The sequence below is a fragment of the Sulfitobacter sp. HGT1 genome (assembly GCF_013282155.1).
Taxonomy (GTDB): Bacteria; Pseudomonadota; Alphaproteobacteria; order Rhodobacterales; family Rhodobacteraceae; genus Sulfitobacter.
In genome coordinates, this window is the sequence record NZ_BLWI01000001.1 from 258,804 (window position 1) to 273,426 (window position 14,623).

A 14,623-nucleotide genomic window follows, 5' to 3' on the forward strand; every position below is an offset into this window, starting at 1 on the left:
CCAAGCCTTGACCCGACCCGCGCCCCTGCTTTAGGCGACGCGAGCAACCTGCGGAGAGACCAATGCCCACATTCACAGCCCTGACGACCCTTGAAGGACGCACGCCAGCCTATGCTTTGGGCGAGGCGATGGAGAGTTTGACCCCGGAGCCAACAGGGGTTGGCGTGTTCGAGATGGAAGACGGATCGGGCCTGTGGGAAGTGGGCGGCTATTTCGAGGAAGCCCCGGACCAGACTGCCTTGGCAATTCTGGCGGCTGCGATGGGCGCAAAAGATTTCGTGGTTTCCGAACTGCCCGAGACCGATTGGGTGGCCCATGTGCGCCGCGAACTGTCCCCCGTCGAGGCGGGTCGGTTTTTCGTTTATGGCAGCCACGACGCCGACAAGGTGCCCGAGGGCTGTGAGCCGCTGTTGATCGAGGCCGCGATGGCATTCGGGACAGGGCATCACGGCACGACATTGGGCTGCCTGCGGGCGCTGGACCGCTTGGCCAATGGCGGTATGGTTGCGCAGAACGTGGCTGATATCGGCTGTGGCACTGCCGTTTTGGCGATGGCTGCCGCGCGGATATGGCCGAACCCCGTGTTGGCCAGCGATATCGACGAGGTTGCGGTTGACGTGGCGCGGGCGAATGCTGCGGCGAACGGGCTAAGCGATCGTTTGATCTGCGTAGAGGCAGCCGGGTTTGATCACCCCGATCTTGCCGCAAAGGCCCCCTTTGATCTGATCTTTGCAAATATCCTGAAAGGGCCGCTGGTTGCGCTGGCCCCGGATATGGCAGAGGCGCTGGCCCCGAACGGCATGGCGATTCTGTCTGGAATCCTGAACGAGCAAGCAGATGACGTGGTTGAGGTTTATGCACGATCTGGCATCAATCTGGTTAACAGAGAGATGATTGGCGACTGGACAACGTTAACGGTCCAGAAATCGACACAATAAAAGCCGCTTTTGCGCCGCATTTGGTGCGATTTTGTGGAAAATGGCGTTTTTTTCCTGTATTGTATGTTTTGTGAAAGGTGGGGGCCTTAAGCAATACGAGGCGACCATGGTTGAGACACATCAACAATTTGGGAAGCGCGTTAATAATTTGAACCGCAAGCACAAAGCTTTGGCGAATGGTTATTATACAACAATTCGTAACGACGGACTGGTCATTGCAAGGCCACGTCGTCGGGACACAGGCCTGCCCGTCAAATATATTCTGGCACTGGTGGTTCTGTTTGTCTTGCTCAAGGCATTTATGCTGTCGGCAAACGGGCCGGGCACATATCAGATCCGGCTCAATGCCCTGAGCGAGGGGACGGCAATTGAGCGGGCCGGTGCTTGGATTTTGCAAGTGGATCCGGTGACGCAAGCGCTGGCCAACAAGATCGGTCCGGTCTTGCGGGGCGATGTTGCAAAGCTTTAACCGCACCTGATCTGCTATTTAGAAAAAAATTTAGCCACGCTACCGTCTGGTAGGCGTGGCTATTTTTTGTCCGATGGACTGCCCTTGGGGCATGGGTCTGTCATTGCGCGTTAGCGAATGAAGTGGTTCAGCGCGACATTTTCGATATCGCCACGTGTCAGGCCGATATCATCAAGTTCGCGGTCTGTCAGTGAAGACAAAGCGTTGCGTGTTACGCGTGCATCGTTCCAGGCAATAACGCTGGCAACAATGTCACCCAGATGGGAGAAAGCGCGGTTGACTGTGGAAGCCGTCGCGTAGTTGGTTGTTGGTGTGTAGAACATAGCCATGAGAGCCATCCTTGAATTTCAAATAAACTGGTAGTCGCGTCGTTGTGCCCAGCAACTAGGCAGTTTGAAAACACGCCACAACACCCAGACTTGCATGTGTGATCTGCGTTTGCTGCATGGCAGCATAATCCGCCGGAGCCGTAGTAAAATATGGCGAATCCAAGGCACAGCGATTGCCGTGAACAGATGTCCGAGCGTCGCTTTCGCGCAGTTAAGCGCGGCAAATGCGCCAATTGTGTCCATTTCAAGGCATATGGGAAAAGGCCTTGGTGGATGTTCGTGTTTTGTGCTAATTGTCGAAAAAGATAAAAACTGAGGTAAAAAAGCACATGATACGGGTAATCGGGATTGATCCGGGGCTGCGCAACATGGGGTGGGGGGTCATTGATGTGGCCGGAAGCCGGATAAGTCATGTTGCAAACGGGGTTTGTGTGTCCGAAGGGCCGGATCTGGCTTCGCGGCTTTTGTCGCTTCATGCACAGCTGACCAGAATAATGGTGACCTACCGCCCGCAATCCGCTGCGGTCGAGCAAACATTCGTGAACAAGGACGGTGCTGGCACGCTAAAGCTGGGCCAGGCGCGCGGAATCGCGATGCTCGTGCCTGCGCAGGCGGGGTTGGCGGTGGGTGAATATGCGCCCAACACCGTCAAGAAAACCGTCGTGGGCGTCGGCCACGCGGATAAGGGGCAGGTGTTGCACATGGTGCGTATGCAACTGCCGGGGATCGAGATCGCAGGCCCGGATGCCGCCGATGCATTGGCGATTGCGATTTGTCATGCGCATCACGGCGGGGCCAGCACCTTGGCCCAGGCGGTCGCAAGGGCAAGCGCATGATTGGCAAGATTACAGGCCGTATTGATTACCGCGCCCCCGATCATGTGCTGATTGATGTGCGCGGTGTCGGGTATCTGGTCTATTGTTCAGACCGCACATTGGCAGCGCTTCCGGGTGTCGGGGAGGCAGTCGCCCTGTTCACCGACTTGGTCGTGCGCGAAGATTTGATGCAGTTGTTCGGCTTCCAGACCCTTGTTGAAAAGGAATGGCACCGCCTGCTGACCTCGGTTCAAGGCGTCGGTGCCAAGGCATCGCTGGCGATTCTGGGCGCGCTTGGCCCTGATGGCGTCAGCCGTGCCATTGCGCTTGGTGACTGGAATGCCGTCAAAGCGGCCAAAGGCGTTGGCCCGAAAATTGCGCAGCGGGTTGTTCTTGACCTCAAGGACAAGGCACCGGGTGTGATGGCGATGACTGGCACGCTGGCTGAAGCCCACGGCGAGGTTGAAGCGATGCAAGTGATCGAATCCCCCGCGCCCAAGCGCAGGCCGGCACCTGCCCCCAATCAATCGGCGCAATCGGAGGCGCTGTCTGCACTTGGCAACCTTGGCTATGGTCCGGGGGATGCCGCAGGGGCGGTGGCGCAAGCCGCCGGCGAAAACCCCGATGCGGAAACACCGGCCCTGATCCGCGCGGCGTTGAAACTTCTGGCCCCCAAGGGGTAGAGTAGCCGCATCGGCATAAAGCGCCCCAAAGTTTTGGAAATTGAATGATCGACAGCGACCCCACCTTGCGGCCCGATCCGCTGCCAGAGGATTTTGACCGCGCCTTGCGGCCTCAGATGCTGGATGAATTCGTGGGCCAGGCCGAGGCGCGTTCGAACCTCAAGGTATTTATCCAATCCGCCAAGCAACGCAAAGAGGCGATGGACCACACGCTGTTCCACGGCCCCCCCGGTTTGGGCAAGACGACGCTGGCACAGATTATGGCGCGCGAATTGGGTGTCGGGTTTCGCATGACATCTGGGCCGGTGCTGGCCAAAGCCGGTGATCTGGCGGCGATCCTGACCAACCTTGAAGCCCGCGATGTCTTGTTTATCGACGAAATCCACCGTCTGAACCCCGCCGTCGAAGAAGTGCTGTACCCCGCACTTGAAGATTTTGAGCTCGATCTGGTGATTGGCGAAGGACCCGCGGCGCGCACCGTACGGATTGAATTGCAGCCCTTTACGCTGGTGGGGGCCACCACGCGGATGGGCCTGCTGACCACGCCGCTGCGCGACCGTTTTGGCATCCCAACGCGGCTGGAGTTCTATACAGAGGATGAGTTGTTCATCATCGTGGACCGCAATGCCCGCAAGCTGGGCGCACCGGCGGATGAGGGCGGCGCGCGCGAAATCGCCAAACGCGCCCGTGGTACGCCGCGGATCGCAGGGCGTCTGTTGCGCCGCGTCGTGGATTTCGCGGTGGTCGAAGGCAACGGCCGTGTAACACAGGAACTGGCCGATATGGCACTGACGCGGTTGGGTGTGGACCGTTTGGGTCTGGACAGTGCCGACCGCCGCTATCTGCGGCTGATTGCCGAGAATTACCAAGGCGGGCCGGTCGGAATCGAAACGCTGTCGGCAGCGCTGTCGGAATCACGCGATGCGCTGGAAGAGGTGATCGAGCCGTTCTTGTTGCAGCAGGGCTTGATCCAGCGCACACCGCGCGGCCGGATGCTGGCGCAAAAGGCATGGACCCATTTGGGGATGGCACCGCCAAAACCACGGGCGGACCTGTTTGGCTGACGTCGCGCAGCCTTCGGCGAGGATTTTAGACCATTTGGAAAATGTGATGACACCACAAGATATCGAAAAACTGTTTACGCGGGACAGTGGGGATTTTGTCTTTGCGCGGTGGGGGCGGCCCCTTTCGCCTGTTGTGTTCGGCGTGGACGATGCGACCCTGTCTGTCATCAAAGGCGCGCTGGAGGCGGTTTGTGTTTTGTCGGGTCACAAGATGGCCGAGACGGACCCGGAACTGGGCAGCAATCTGATGATGTTCTTCTTCAAGGAATGGGCCGAACTGCCAGAGGTGCCGGGGCTGGATCGTCTGGTGCCGGATTTGGGGCCTTTGGTCGAGAAGCTGGAGGCGGTGGATGCCAATCAGTACCGGTTGTTCCGGTTTGACGAGGCCGGTGCGATCAAGGCCTGCTTTGTGTTTTTGCGCATGGACGAACATCTAAGTTCGGTGCCTGCGCAGACCTTGGCGCTAAGCCAGATTGTGCAGTCCTTTCTGCTTTGGTCTGATGTGGCCTTCAAGGACCGGTCGCCTTTGGCTGTTGCGGATCAAACCACCATCCTGCGCCCCGACATAGCAGAGCTTTTGCGGGCGGCGTATGATCCGGTGCTGCCATCTGCTGCGCAGGATGCGTCCCATGCGCTGCGTCTTCTTGCGAGGTTAAACAAACCCCAATGACCCATACCCTGCCGATCCGCGTCTATTACGAAGATACCGATATGGCGGGTATCGTCTATTACGCCAATTATCTGCGCTATATTGAACGGGCGCGCAGCGATTGGGTCCGCGAGATCGGGATCGACCAGCTTGAGATGAAAGCGGATGGCGTTGTTTTCGCGGTGCGCAGGGTCGAAGCAGACTATATCGCGCCCGCAGTTTTCGACGATCTGCTTGAGGTGCGGACATGGGCGACGTCCATCGGGCCTGCGCGCATGGAGATGGCCCAGGAGGTCTGGCGCGGCGATACGGTGCTGTTTCGCGCCGCAGTCACGATTGTGTGTATCAGCGCCAGCGGGAAACCGTGCCGATTGCCAGCGAAACTTCGCTCAATCCCTCTGTGACGCGCGGATTGACGCCATAATCCTAGCAATCGACATTGCACTCGGCTAAGCTTGTGCCAAATAGCGCCTTGGAAAACAGGGCCGTTGAGGCAGAACAGCCCCGAGAGGGGCCCTTAGTAAAGAGCAGAACCGATGGAAGCAGAAACGCTGGCGGCGGCGAGCGAGATTGATTTCTCGCTCTTGGGTCTATTCCTGCGCGCGACATTCACCGTTAAATTAGTGATGATCAGTTTGATCGTTGCATCGTTCTGGTCATGGTCGATCATTGTGCAGAAGATGCTGCAATATCGTCGGGCCAAGGCCGAGGCCGATGCTTTTGATCAGGCGTTCTGGTCGGGCGAACCTTTGGACGGGTTGTATGACACCATCGGGTCGGACCCTGACGGGGCCGCGCAAAAGATATTTGCCGCTGGCATGACCGAATGGCGCAGATCGCACCGCGAGGATGGTGATCTGATACCCGGTGCCACTGCGCGCATTGACCGGTCGATGGACGTGGCCATCGCCAAGGAAGCGGAAAAGCTGCAAAAGGGCTTGCCCGTCCTGGCGACCACCGGATCGACAGCGCCTTTTGTCGGGCTGTTCGGGACGGTCTTTGGGATCATGCATTCGTTTATCGAAATCGCTTCGCAGCAAAATACCAGTCTTGTGGTTGTGGCCCCCGGCATCGCCGAGGCGCTGCTGGCGACCGGCATTGGTCTGCTGGCTGCGATTCCGGCGGTGATCTTCTATAACAAGCTGAGCGCGGATTCAGATCGTATCCTTGGCGGTTACGAAGCATTCGCCGATGAATTCGCCACCATCCTTAGCCGCCAGTTGGATAGCTGACCGATGGGGGCTGGTATCGCAAAAAAATCGGGCGGTGGCGGACGCGGACGGCGTCGCGGCCGCGCGCAGCCGATGGCCGAGATCAACATTACGCCTTTCGTGGACGTGATGCTGGTGTTGTTGATCATCTTTATGGTCGCGGCACCGCTGCTGACGGTCGGTGTGCCGGTCGAATTGCCGAAGACCGCGGCGACCGCATTGCCATCCGAGCAGGAAGAGCCTTTGACCATTACGCTGTTGGCGGACGGGTCGGTGCAGATTCAAAAGACCGAAACCGCGCGCGGCGACCTGATTGCCAAGCTGCGAGCCATTGCGACAGAGCGGGCAAGTGATCGGGTGTTCCTGCGTGCTGACGGGTCTGTGCCTTATGCGATGGTCATGGAAGTCATGGGCGCGCTGAACGCCGGCGGCTTTTCTAACATCGGTTTGGTGACTGAAACGGGTGGCCCAAAGCTGGACGGCACTGGGACGTCGGGCGGTTAACCATGCACACGGGGCATTACATTTCTGGGGCAGGGCATCTGGGGCTGATCGCCTTTTTGCTGTTTGGCGGCGTTTTCAGGCCGGACCCTGAACCCTTTGAGATGCAAGAAGTATCGGTGCTGTCGGCAGCCGAGTTTGACGCGCTTGTTGCCGCGTCGCAATCGGCAGAACCGCCGAGCGAAGCGGTGCAGTCCGAGACACCACCAGCCCCCGCAGAAACACCCGAGCCCGAAATCCAGCAGCCCGAACCGATCGAGCCTGAGGCACCAGAGCCCGATCCTGTACCAGAGCAACCCGCACCAACGCCGCCACCCGTGCCAGAGGTCAGCGAAGCAGCACCCGAATTGCCCGAACCACCGGCAGAGGTCGCCGTGATTGCGCCCGAAGTGGCACCTGTCGCTGTGCCGCGTCCGGTGGACCGTGTCGCCCCCGAAGCCGTGGCCCAGCCCGACCCCGAGGCACGCCCCGATGTGGTCGAGCAGGAAGCCGCAACGCCCGATGCGCCCGCCGAGAAAGTCGTGGACGAAGCGCAAGAGGCGACCGCGCCGGAAGAAGCGACAACCGAGATCGTGACCGAAGCTGCCGAGGCCCCCAAGGCCGCGCCGAACCAGTCGGCCCGCCCGCCTGCGCGCAGGCCAACGCCCCCTGCGCCGCAGGTGGCCGAAGCGGTTGAAACGCCTGATCCGACCCCGAAACCCGATCCGAAACCAACGCCAAAACCCGATCCAAAGCCAGCCGAACCCAAGGTTGACACGGATGCGGTTGCCGCGGCCCTGGCCGAAGCATTGGGCGGCGAAGATAAACCCGCCAAACCTGCGCCCGCAGCCCCCACCGGACCGCCTTTGTCGAGCGGCGAAAAAGAATCGCTGCGGCTTGCGGTTTCTGCCTGTTGGAACGTCGGCTCGTTGTCGTCAGAAGCGTTGCGCACCACCGTTGTTGTCAGCGTTCAGATGAACCAGGATGGCACGCCGCAAACCAATACGATCACCCTGACGGGCAGTTCAGGTGGCTCACAGGCGGCCGCAGGACAGGCGTTTGAGGCGGCCAGACGGGCGATTATCCGCTGCGGGTCGCGCGGATACCAGCTTCCTGTAGATAAATTTGGCCAATGGCAGAATATTGAGATGACCTTCAATCCTGAAAGGATGCGCATCAAATGATTTTAAGAGTAGTGAGCATATGTCTGGCGCTGATCTGTGCCGTCGCGGGAACCGCTCAGGCCCAGCAGGGCCCGTTGCGGATCGAAATCACCGAAGGCGTGATCGAACCTTTGCCCTTTGCGGTGCCCAGCTTTCAGCCCGAAAGCGGCGATGCGGGGCAGATGGCCGTTGATCTGGCGCGCGTGGTTTCCGAAGATCTGGTCGGCTCCGGCCTGTTCCGCGAAATCCCGGCGAGCGCCTTCATTTCCACCGTCAGCGATTTCAACGCGCCTGTGCAATATGCCGACTGGAAAGCGATCAACGCCCAAGCGCTGATTACCGGCGCGGTCAGCGTTTCGGGCAACACATTGAACGTGAAATTCCGCCTGTATGATGTGTTCTCGGGGGCCGAGCTTGGTTCGGGGTTGCAATTTTCGGGTACCGTTGATGGCTGGCGTCGCATGGCGCACAAGGTCTCCGATGCGGTTTACTCCCGGATCACAGGCGAGGGCGGATATTTCGACAGCCGCGTCGTCTATGTGTCCGAGACCGGGCCGAAAGATAACCGTCAAAAGCGGTTGGCCGTGATGGATTATGACGGCGCGAACGTCCGTTATCTGACGGATAGTGCGTCCATCGTGTTGGCACCGCGTTTCTCGCCCACCGGTGATCGCATCCTTTATACCAGCTATGAAAGCGGTTTCCCCCGTATCTATGTTCTGGATATCGGATCGGTGCAGCGCCGCGTGTTGGAAAGCGCGGATGGCACGATGAGCTTTGCGCCGCGTTTCTCTCCCTCAGGTAACACGGTTGTTTATTCGCTGACCCAAGGCGGCAATACCGACATCTACACAATGGATATCGGCAGCGGGCAATCCGTGCGTCTGACAAATACACCGGCGATCGAAACGGCGCCCAGCTATTCACCCGACGGCAGCCGGATCGTGTTTGAAAGCGACCGTTCGGGCAGCCAACAGCTGTATGTGATGTCGGCCAGCGGCGGCGAAGCGCAGCGTATTTCCTTTGGCGAAGGCCGTTATGGCACGCCTGTCTGGTCCCCGCGTGGCGATCTGGTGGCGTTCACCAAGCAGAACAAGGGCCGTTTTCATATCGGTGTCATGCGTCTGGACGGGTCCGAAGAGCGTCTGCTCACCGCATCGTTTCTGGACGAAGGTCCGACATGGGCCCCCAATGGCCGCGTCATCATGTTTGCGCGCGAAACCCAAGGGACCGGCGGGTCATCCTCGCTGTATTCCGTGGATATTTCGGGCCGGAACCTGAAACCCGTACGCACCCAAGAAGGCGGGTCCGACCCGTCGTGGTCGCCGCTTCAGAACTGATCACCGCAGCGCCTTGGTGATTCCCAAGGCCACGGCGCTGTGTTAACACCAAAGAAACCAGAATTAACGCCAGCTTTATAAAGGCAGCCCTATGAACCGCATCCTGACCAGCACTCTTTTGATCGCCGCCCTCGCCGTATCGGCCTGTACCAACCCCAACCGCTTTGGCGCGGACGGTATGGACGGATCGGGCAACATGGCAAACCTGAACGGCGGGATCATCCCCGGCAGCGCCAATGACCCTGCATCGACGGCCTATTTCCAGCAGTCCATCGGCGACCGTGTGTTGTTCGAGGTCGACCAGTCGACATTGACCCCGGCAGGTCAGGCGACGTTGGACGGTCAAGCCAACTGGCTGAACCAGAACACCGACTATCAGGCCATCATCGAAGGCCATGCGGACGAGCAAGGCACACGTGAATACAACGTCGCCCTTGGTGCCCGTCGCGCAAACGCGGCGCGCGAATATCTGGTGTCGCGCGGCATTTCCGGCAACCGTCTGCGCACCGTCAGCTATGGCAAGGAACGCCCGATCGAAGTGTGTTCGCAAGAAGCATGCTATGCCAAAAACCGCCGTGCGGTCACCGTACTGGCTGGCGGTCTGTCGAGCTAAGAAAGAACGAAACGGTTAGGAATGTTATGATGCGGTTTGCAATGATGATGGTACTGGGGCTGGCCTTTGGGCCGGTCGCCGTACAGGCGCAGGATGCGCAAACTCTGGCGGATGTGCGTCAGGAGCTGACCGTGTTGAACGTCGAAGTGCAAAAGCTGCGGCGTGAACTGTCGACAACGGGTGGTGCGTCCTTGAACCTGAGCGGCAATTCCGTTTTGGACCGTATGAACGCAATGGAAAGCGAATTGCAGCGCCTGACATCGAAAACCGAAGAGCTTGAGAACCGGATCAACCGTGTTGTCACCGATGGCACCAACCGCATCGGCGATCTTGAGTTCCGCCTTGTGGAGCTTGAGGGTGGCGATGTGGGCGCTATTGGCGAAACCTCGACGCTTGGCGGCGGTGATATGCCCGCCACCAACACCGCCCCGATTGCCCCGACGGCCCCTTCCACCAACACGGCCGAACTTGCCATCGGTGAAGCGGATGATTTTGAGCGGGCGAAGGCGGCGCTCGCCACCGGTGACTTTCGCACCGCCGCTGACCAGTTTGCGACCTTTAATCAGACCTACCCTGGTGGCCCGCTAGGCCCCGAGGCAGAACTGCGGCGCGGTGATGCCCTCAGCGGTCTGGGCGACACCCGCGAAGCGGCGCGTGCCTATCTTGCCAGCTTCAGCTCTGATCCGGTTGGCCCGGTGGCCCCCGAAGCCTTGTACCAGCTGGGCAAATCCCTTGGTGCGCTTGAACAACGCCAAGAGGCATGTGTGACCTTGGGCGAGGTCGCAACCCGTTTCCCGACCAGCCCCTTTGTGCCGCAAGCCGCAAACGAGCGTGCTGCGCTGAACTGCCAGTAAGTCGATGACGGCTGATCTGGCGCGGCTGATTGCTGACCAGTTTCCGGCTGATCCCCCGAAAACCATGGGCGTTGCCGTTTCCGGCGGCAGCGATTCCATGGCTTTGCTGCATTTACTGCACGCGTTTGCACAAACCCGTGACGTCACGCTTGCGGTCGCGACAGTCAATCATGGCCTGCGCCCCGAGGCCGCAGACGAGGCAGCAATGGTGGCTTCCGTTTGTGCAGGCCTTGGGGTGGGTCACAGCATTCTCGACTGGAAAAACTGGGATCATAGCGGCAATCTGCAGGATGAAGCCCGCAAGGCGCGCTATGGGTTGCTCGCGCAGTGGGGCCGCGATGTTGGCGTGGACTGCATCGCCCTTGGACACACCATGGACGATCAGGCCGAAAGTTTTCTGATGCGCGTAGGGCGGCGTGCGGGCGTTGACGGTTTGGCCGCCATGCCCCGCCGGTTTGACCGCGAAGGAATGCAGTGGGTCAGGCCGCTTTTGCAGGCCCGCAGGGCCGGGCTGCGCGATTATCTGACCGCGCGGAATGTCACTTGGGTCGATGACCCCAGCAATGAGGACGACCGTTTTGCCCGTGTCCGGACCCGCAAGGCGCTTGCGATTCTGTCGGATCTGGGGATCGACGCAGAGGCCATAAGCGATGTTTCGCACAACCTTTCCGCTGCAAAAGACGCATTGAACCATCAGATGCTGGAGATTGCGCGAAACATTGTCACGCTGCGTGCCGGTGCCATCGCAATCGACGCCGAAGGCTTGGCCGCTGAGCATCCCGAATTGCGCCGCCGTCTGGTCGTACATGCGCTGAAATGGCTGAACGGTGCCTATTACGCCCCCCGCAGCAGCGCCATTGCATCCGTATTCGAGGCGCTTGAACATGGCCCTTCTGCGACCTTGCAGGGCTGCGAATTGCGCCGAAAGGGGAAAACCCTCTGGATTTTCAGAGAGTTGAACGCCATCGCAGACCTAAAGGCCGCTGTGGGCGATATCTGGGATGGCCGTTGGGTTCTGACGCCGCCATCCGATCCAACCGGTGAAACGGGGCATCTGACCGTTCAGGCCCTGGGTGCCAAAGGATTAAGCCAATGCAAAGACTGGCGGGCCTTGGATATCCCGCGCGGCGCGCTTTTATCGACACCTGCTGTCTGGAATGGCACGCGCCTGGTCGCTGCCCCCCTTGCTGGTTGGCCGCAAAACTGGCAAGCACGGCTTAATCGCGGTGAAGATACCTTTTTTGCCGCACACATAACGCATTGAACATACGCCCATCGTCTCTATCTTATAGGCAACGGGCACATTGTCTTGATGTCGTCCCCCGGATTTAGGAGAGTTTCCTTGGGTAATATGCGTAATCTCGCCTTTTGGGTCGTTTTGATGCTGCTGGTATTGGCGCTGTTCAATCTGTTCAGCGGGTCAACCAACGGTCTGCAAAGCCGCGAAATCAGCTATTCCGAATTTGTAACAGCGGTTGAGGCGGGCGATGTTCGCAACGTCACGCTGGATGGTGAACAGGTTCGTTTCCGTCGCGCTGATGGCTCCGACTATGTCACGATCATGCCGCAAGACGCCGAAGTGACTGCGATGCTGATGGCCAATGACGTGCCCGTGCGCGCCGAGCCGCAGCAGCAGTCCGGTTTCCAGACCTTTCTGATGTCGCTGTTGCCAATCCTGCTGCTGATCGGTGTGTGGATTTATTTCATGAACCGGATGCAAGGTGGCGGCAAAGGCGGTGCCATGGGCTTTGGCAAATCCAAGGCCAAGATGCTGACCGAAAAGCACGGTCGTGTGACGTTTGATGACGTTGCAGGCATCGACGAGGCCAAGGAAGAACTGGAAGAGATCGTTGAATTCCTGCGCAACCCGCAAAAGTTCAGCCGTCTTGGTGGCAAGATCCCCAAAGGCGCGTTGCTTGAGGGCCCTCCCGGTACCGGTAAAACCCTGCTGGCGCGTGCTATCGCGGGCGAAGCGGGTGTTCCGTTCTTTACCATCTCGGGCTCCGACTTTGTTGAAATGTTCGTAGGTGTTGGTGCATCGCGTGTGCGCGACATGTTCGAGCAAGCCAAAAAGAACGCACCGTGTATTGTGTTTATCGACGAAATCGACGCCGTGGGCCGCTCGCGTGGGGCCGGCTATGGTGGCGGCAACGATGAACGCGAACAGACGCTAAACCAGTTGCTGGTCGAAATGGACGGCTTTGAAGCCAACGAAGGTGTCATCATCATCGCGGCCACAAACCGCAAAGATGTGTTGGACCCTGCCTTGCTTCGTCCGGGCCGTTTTGACCGTCAGGTGACTGTCGGCAACCCCGACATCAAAGGCCGCGAGAAAATCCTGGGCGTGCATGCGCGCAAGACACCGCTGGGCCCCGACGTTGATCTGCGCATCATCGCCCGTGGTACACCCGGTTTCTCGGGTGCCGATCTGGCGAACCTGGTAAACGAGGCTGCGTTGACGGCTGCGCGTGTCGGTCGTCGTTTCGTGGCGATGATGGATTTCGAATCTGCCAAGGACAAGATCATGATGGGGGCCGAACGGCGTTCGATGGTTCTGACCCAGGACCAGAAAGAAAAGACCGCCTATCACGAAGCGGGCCATGCCATCGTTGGTATGAAGCTCGACAAATGTGACCCCGTCTACAAGGCCACAATCATCCCGCGCGGTGGTGCCTTGGGCATGGTGATGAGCCTGCCTGAAATGGACAAGCTGCAAATGTTCAAGGACGAAGCCGAACAAAAGATCGCCATGACCATGGCGGGCAAAGCGGCTGAAATCTTTAAATACGGCCCTGACAGTGTGTCTTCCGGCCCAATGGGTGACATCATGCAAGCCAGCCAACTGGCGCGCGGTATGGTTATGCGCATGGGCATGTCGGACAAGGTCGGCAACATCGACTATTCCGAAGCGGCTGCCGGGTATCAGGCCAATGGCGGGGCAGGAGGCTTTAGCGTCTCTGCCGCGACCAAGGAACTGATCGAAAGCGAAGTCAAAGCCATCATCGATACCGGCTATGATGTGGCCTTCAAGATGATTTCCGAACATGAGGTCGAATTCGAGCGTCTGGCCCAAGGTCTGCTGGAATATGAAACCCTCACCGGTGAAGAAATCCAGCGCATCATGGATGGCAAGCCACCCCAGGACCCCGATGGTGAAGACACCAGCGGGATGGACAAGCCAAGTGTAACGGCGATCCCCAAGGCAAAGGGCAAGAAATCGCCCCCCTCTGGTGATATGGAACCGGAGCCAATGGCCTGATCAGCATCGCTGATGGACCCATCAAAATAAATCACAAGGCCCTGCATCTGCGGGGCCTTTTCTTTTTGGGCGGTTTTGCGCAAGTTGCCGCAACAAGGAGAAAACCTATGCCAGCCCTCGTCCCGACCGACCATTACGCCACGATCACCTGGCTTGGTACCGTACCCGACCGCGCAGCCGGGCTCAAAGCCCACGCGAGACAGTCCCTTGCCCTAAGCTTTGCCGGTGCCGAAGGCGAAACCCATGGCGGGTTGACGCGCCCGTCTTGCAGCCGCGTGCTGTCACAATACCCGCGCGACACGGTGATCCGGAACACCCGTCAGCTGTGCGTCATGAGCGCCGAGGAAATCGCCGCCATCGCCGCCACTATGGGCATTGACGCGCTGGACCCCAGCTATTTGGGGGCAAGTCTGGTGATTGAAGGGATTTCTGATTTCACCCATGTGCCGCCGTCCTCGCGGCTTCAGGCTGAATCGGGTGCGACCCTTGTGATCGACATGGAAAACCGCCCCTGCACCTTGCCCGCGCGCGAGATCGAAGCCGATATGCCGGGGCGCGGCAAAGCGTTCAAACCGGCAGCCAAAGACCGCCGCGGCGTGACCGCATGGGTAGAGCGTGAAGGCATCCTGACGCTGGGAGAGCGGATGCGCCTGCATGTGCCCGATCAGCGCCCTTGGGCACCGGGGATGATCTGAGCCGAGAGACTGCCGACAGATTTGGCCTGTTTCGCTTTCTTCGAATGAAAAAGAACGGGCA

At 59.2% G+C, this 14,623-nt stretch carries 17 protein-coding genes; 16 read left to right on the top strand and 1 reads right to left on the bottom strand.

The features are described from left to right. Positions 1–62: 62 nt before the first annotated feature. Entirely contained in the window at positions 63–938 is an 876-nt protein-coding gene (locus tag HGT1_RS01220) for a 50S ribosomal protein L11 methyltransferase (protein ID WP_176248154.1), read from the top strand. A gap of 40 nt (positions 939–978) precedes the next feature. Continuing rightward, a complete protein-coding gene (locus HGT1_RS01225; RefSeq protein WP_255200053.1) occupies positions 979–1,407 on the top strand; it encodes a hypothetical protein in 429 nt (142 codons plus the stop codon). A 110-nt stretch (positions 1,408–1,517) separates the two neighbouring features. Here the strand turns inward: HGT1_RS01225 and HGT1_RS01230 are convergent, their stop codons facing one another. Then, positions 1,518–1,736, bottom strand: coding sequence for a DUF1127 domain-containing protein (locus HGT1_RS01230; RefSeq protein WP_176248155.1), 219 nt, complete (start codon positions 1,734–1,736; stop codon positions 1,518–1,520). Positions 1,737–2,065: 329 nt separating this feature from the next. On the opposite strand from HGT1_RS01230, the gene ruvC reads away from it, so the two are divergent. The 14 genes from ruvC to HGT1_RS01300 all read left to right on the top strand — a co-directional run bounded on the left by ruvC (position 2,066) and on the right by HGT1_RS01300 (position 14,562). Beyond that, positions 2,066–2,572 (top strand): crossover junction endodeoxyribonuclease RuvC, encoded by a 507-nt coding sequence (gene ruvC, locus HGT1_RS01235; protein WP_176248156.1) that lies wholly within the window; start codon positions 2,066–2,068, stop codon positions 2,570–2,572. Next, a complete protein-coding gene (gene ruvA / locus HGT1_RS01240) occupies positions 2,569–3,234 on the top strand; it encodes a Holliday junction branch migration protein RuvA (protein ID WP_176248157.1) in 666 nt (221 codons plus the stop codon). Before ruvC ends, ruvA begins: the two co-directional genes overlap by 4 nt. Before the next feature lie 44 nt (positions 3,235–3,278). After that, a complete protein-coding gene (gene ruvB, locus HGT1_RS01245; RefSeq protein ID WP_176248158.1) occupies positions 3,279–4,298 on the top strand; it encodes a Holliday junction branch migration DNA helicase RuvB in 1,020 nt (339 codons plus the stop codon). A 46-nt stretch (positions 4,299–4,344) separates the two neighbouring features. Then, positions 4,345–4,968, top strand: coding sequence for a hypothetical protein (locus tag HGT1_RS01250; RefSeq protein ID WP_176248159.1), 624 nt, complete (start codon positions 4,345–4,347; stop codon positions 4,966–4,968). Next, positions 4,965–5,351, top strand: a complete 387-nt coding sequence (gene ybgC / locus HGT1_RS01255) for a tol-pal system-associated acyl-CoA thioesterase (protein WP_176248160.1) — start codon at positions 4,965–4,967, stop codon at positions 5,349–5,351. Before HGT1_RS01250 ends, ybgC begins: the two co-directional genes overlap by 4 nt. A gap of 132 nt (positions 5,352–5,483) precedes the next feature. After that, positions 5,484–6,179 (top strand): protein TolQ, encoded by a 696-nt coding sequence (gene tolQ / locus HGT1_RS01260; protein ID WP_176248161.1) that lies wholly within the window; start codon positions 5,484–5,486, stop codon positions 6,177–6,179. Between the two features lie 3 nt (positions 6,180–6,182). Further along, positions 6,183–6,662 carry a protein TolR gene (gene tolR / locus HGT1_RS01265; RefSeq protein WP_176248162.1) on the top strand — a complete coding sequence of 160 codons (480 nt, stop codon included), beginning with the start codon at positions 6,183–6,185 and terminating at the stop codon, positions 6,660–6,662. 2 nt (positions 6,663–6,664) lie between these two features. After that, the gene (locus HGT1_RS01270; protein WP_176248163.1) at positions 6,665–7,822 is read left to right on the top strand and encodes an energy transducer TonB; all 1,158 of its coding nucleotides are present in this window, start codon (positions 6,665–6,667) and stop codon (positions 7,820–7,822) included. Next, positions 7,819–9,141: a Tol-Pal system beta propeller repeat protein TolB gene (tolB, locus tag HGT1_RS01275; RefSeq protein WP_176248164.1), complete on the top strand. Its 1,323-nt coding sequence runs from the start codon at positions 7,819–7,821 to the stop codon at positions 9,139–9,141. The genes HGT1_RS01270 and tolB overlap by 4 nt, the downstream gene beginning before the upstream one ends. Positions 9,142–9,232: 91 nt before the next feature. Next, positions 9,233–9,754, top strand: coding sequence for a peptidoglycan-associated lipoprotein Pal (pal, locus tag HGT1_RS01280; protein WP_176248165.1), 522 nt, complete (start codon positions 9,233–9,235; stop codon positions 9,752–9,754). A 29-nt stretch (positions 9,755–9,783) separates the two neighbouring features. Next, the gene (gene ybgF / locus HGT1_RS01285; RefSeq protein WP_176248166.1) at positions 9,784–10,608 is read left to right on the top strand and encodes a tol-pal system protein YbgF; all 825 of its coding nucleotides are present in this window, start codon (positions 9,784–9,786) and stop codon (positions 10,606–10,608) included. Positions 10,609–10,612: 4 nt separating this feature from the next. Further along, the gene (gene tilS, locus HGT1_RS01290) at positions 10,613–11,872 is read left to right on the top strand and encodes a tRNA lysidine(34) synthetase TilS (RefSeq protein ID WP_176248167.1); all 1,260 of its coding nucleotides are present in this window, start codon (positions 10,613–10,615) and stop codon (positions 11,870–11,872) included. A gap of 87 nt (positions 11,873–11,959) precedes the next feature. Then, complete coding sequence (gene ftsH / locus HGT1_RS01295; protein ID WP_255200065.1) at positions 11,960–13,867, top strand: ATP-dependent zinc metalloprotease FtsH; 1,908 nt, start codon at positions 11,960–11,962, stop codon at positions 13,865–13,867. 107 nt (positions 13,868–13,974) lie between these two features. Further along, the gene (locus HGT1_RS01300; protein WP_176248169.1) at positions 13,975–14,562 is read left to right on the top strand and encodes an MOSC domain-containing protein; all 588 of its coding nucleotides are present in this window, start codon (positions 13,975–13,977) and stop codon (positions 14,560–14,562) included. Positions 14,563–14,623: the final 61 nt, after the last annotated feature.